Origin of the sequence: Nostoc flagelliforme FACHB-838 (assembly GCF_014698065.1) — a bacterium.
GTDB lineage: Bacteria > Cyanobacteriota > Cyanobacteriia > Cyanobacteriales > Nostocaceae > Nostoc > Nostoc flagelliforme_B.
In genome coordinates this window covers 1-3052 of sequence record NZ_JACJSI010000569.1, presented here as the reverse complement: position 1 = coordinate 3052, position 3052 = coordinate 1, and the positions used below count along the sequence as shown (strand labels likewise).

The 3052-nt window shown below is 42.6% G+C and carries 4 protein-coding genes and 1 pseudogene; 3 read left to right on the top strand and 2 right to left on the bottom strand.

Annotation, left to right across the window (positions count from 1 at the left end; translation table 11 throughout):
- Positions 1 to 110 precede the first annotated feature (110 nt).
- From H6G97_RS48915 to H6G97_RS48905, 3 genes are all read left to right on the top strand, one after another.
- Positions 111 to 341: a hypothetical protein gene (locus tag H6G97_RS48915; protein ID WP_190947494.1), complete on the top strand. Its 231-nt coding sequence runs from the start codon at positions 111 to 113 to the stop codon at positions 339 to 341.
- 87 nt (positions 342 to 428) lie between these two features.
- A complete protein-coding gene (locus tag H6G97_RS48910) occupies positions 429 to 881 on the top strand; it encodes a hypothetical protein (RefSeq protein ID WP_190947493.1) in 453 nt (150 codons plus the stop codon).
- A gap of 467 nt (positions 882 to 1348) precedes the next feature.
- Positions 1349 to 2077, top strand: a complete 729-nt coding sequence (locus H6G97_RS48905; protein WP_190947492.1) for a hypothetical protein — start codon at positions 1349 to 1351, stop codon at positions 2075 to 2077.
- 434 nt (positions 2078 to 2511) lie between these two features.
- Here H6G97_RS48905 and H6G97_RS48900 read toward each other — a convergent pair whose 3' ends face one another.
- Together H6G97_RS48900 and H6G97_RS48895 are read right to left on the bottom strand one after the other, a co-directional pair.
- Positions 2512 to 2802, bottom strand: coding sequence for a hypothetical protein (locus tag H6G97_RS48900; protein ID WP_190947491.1), 291 nt, complete (start codon positions 2800 to 2802; stop codon positions 2512 to 2514).
- A 10-nt stretch (positions 2803 to 2812) separates the two neighbouring features.
- Positions 2813 to 3052: pseudogene (locus H6G97_RS48895) on the bottom strand (ParM/StbA family protein); the annotation flags it as partial.

Sequence of the window (3052 nt, the reverse complement as noted above, 5' to 3'; positions counted from 1 at the left end):
CGAAATCCCTGAGCCTATTTTATTAACCAAGATTTTTGCCAAGCTTACTGCTTTAGGACGTATTCATCCCGTTTCCACCGGCGTTGAACCCTCGTAAATTGGCAGACGTATTGATTATTGAAACGGATAGTGACTATCAACAAAGAGTTAATTCCCTCGCCACACGACCGCAGTTTTTGAAACCACCAGAACAAACAGCACAATCCCCACCTAACCAATCTATAACTCCATTACTCTCCACGACTCCTTCTACACCAGACATCAGTAATAGTGTGAAAACCGAACCTCTAAGTGTAGAGAAGCCCCCGACAGTCACTATTGATGACTTGAGAAATTGGTAAGCTAATCGTCATTTAAATTGCACCATTTTTATGGTGATATAAAGCTGCAAACCCTCTCCCCTGCTCCCTGCTCCCTGCGATCTCAATGTGCAAATTAAATGCTTAACAGCTTATAATGCCGCAGATAAGTTAGGGAAGTCGGAGAATTACAAAAAACGCATTGTAGAAGTGGCTAATGGGTTTAAAGCTGGTGAGCAATTATCAGCCCAAGCTTTGACAATAATGAATCAAGATACATTTGAGCTTGAAGCCATCAGTCGGTTGACTCAAATTGCTCAAAGGATTGGCATGGTCTGGGGTAAGTCTGATGAAAATGGTACTCAAGTTCAAGGAAAGATTTATGATTTGGCTTTCAATACCCAGCAGAGAGATTTAACTATTTCACAAAAAAATGGGGAGGTAATTTTAAACTTGCAATCAGGGAGAGTGCAGGCTAATAAACTAACTCCACAGATATTGCAAACTTTTGAGGATGTCAATACTCAAATTGATAAAATCCTAGCTAAATCTCAAACACAACAAATGGACTTACAAAGATAGATTTATTTTTTGAGCATTGGGCATTGGGTATTGGGGATGAAAGGGAGAGGGGCGATCGCACCCAAAGCGTTCTCAAGGTTGACCCTGTTGGGTCGAGTTATCCCGTTTCCCAACCTTAAAGCCCTGCTAAATCGCTTCTAAGGGCTAAATCGCAGGGCTTACAGTTTGGAAGGCTTGTATTGTGTTGGGGAGCTTAGGGAAGTGTCGGAAGGGTTGGGAGATTAAAAAAAAACCTACAACCGCGTATAAAGACGATGTAGGAATGGAATGTGACGCAATGAATGCTTAACATTCTTTAACCTTTTAGATTGTATAGAAGGATTTAGAACGGGTTTTATAACTGCGGGTGGATATCCAGCAAACGTGGGGTTATGGTTCAGGGATAGGGTTATGGAAACTGTATTTTTCCAAACATATTTTTTATATGCCAAATACGCTAAATATATATAAAGGTAAAACAACTGCCAATGCTCGATTACGTTAGTGTAGGGATCGCGTTTTACATTACAATGCTTCCCGTACAAGAGTGGATACTGGAATTCCGCCTCGGCTATCTCGGTCGCTACTGGAGCTTGATAAGCATTGTTGGCTTATTAATTGGCTTTTTGCTCTGTGCGCTGATATTTGCGCCATTAATTATTAATATGGCACTAGATCCGTTCAAATATCCAGATCATTTGGTCATGAGCGGGATTGCTGCGGTGATTTTTGGTGCAATACTCTGGCTGGGACAGTGGCTAATTCTCCGCCAGACTGAAATGACACCAAGAGTTTTTGCGCTGATCAATACAATAGTTGGAATTTCTGTCTTTTCTGTGCTGGTGTGGTTTAATCAAAAAAGTTTGCAGTGGAGCGGTGGCCCGATTGAAGGTTGGAAAACTGGACTCATTTTTCTAGTGGGTGGTACCTGTACCGGAGCCGCGACGGGCAAGGCTTTGGATTTTTACTGTGGACGAGTCGAGCAGCGATTAATCAAACTTGAGAGGGAGAGGGTAGAGCAAGAAACCCAAGAGCGAGAAAGGCTCTCAAGAGAAAGGGTTGAGAAGGAGAGATTAGAGCAAGAACTCCTAGAAGCAGAGATTGCAGAGCGGAAAAGGATACAGCGAGAGGCGGCTCAAGAGGAAGAACGCCTGTGGTATGAGCAGCATGGGAAGGATTATGCAGATTATGAATATGACGAGGAGGAGGAAGAATAACTTTGTGCTGACATGAACGACGACCGTAAGCGATGCCTGCGGCGGGCTACGCCTACGCTGATGAATTAGCTCTCACTGATGGAATGGCACGCTAGATTTATGTGAAACCTGCTTGCTGACTATCTTGTTGGGGGCAGGTGTGAGGTGAGTGTGTTCCAGACAATAGAATGCGAGTGCGTCAAGGAGTTCAACATCTTCTTAATTCCTCACACTAAAAAGGGTGTAGAGGGTAGGGTTGCAGCTGAGTGTATTAGGAAAATTGAGTTTTAGTGTATCAAATAGAACAACATCTTCTTGCTTCCCTACAGCCTTTTTCCCTCCCCACACCGTTTCATCCAGAAATACCTGAGATTTACGCTTAACAAGCGTGCCATTCCCCTTACCGCTTTTAAGGCTAATTCCCGTTCTTTACCGTTGCCAACTTCATTTGACGGTTACAAATCAAAATCAAGGCTGAATGTTTCCCCTGAAGAATCTTCTTCTTTCTCCTCTGCAAATGGAGTTGAAGTCCGAGAGGTGAGTTGTTTTGACTCAGTATTAATCGGTGGGTCAGCTAAAAGTTGTGCAGGTAATCCAGCCTTGATGAAAACAAAATAGCAATCAACTATAAAGTAAATCGTGTCCAGGTAACTTTTATCTAGTTTTTGCGATTCTGCAAATATGCGTTCTCGGTAATTATCTTTGATGCGAACTTTTTCCGGTGCTAAGTCTTTTTTATCTGCCATTGTTATAACTTCACTTAAGAGATGTACCAGATGTAGTAGTTGGGTTCTTGCTCATAATAGTTTTTGCCATCTCTAAAAGCCCAGAGACATTGGCTTCTACCGGATTGTCCAAAATTTTGAAGCCATTTTTCTCCAACAGCTTTTTAAATCCTGGTAAGAGGCAGCCTCCACCGATCGCCCAGATTTCATCCCCCTGGTGCTTGGCATCAAGTGTCAGATTCACCACTTTCTTCAAGTATTTTTCATACCA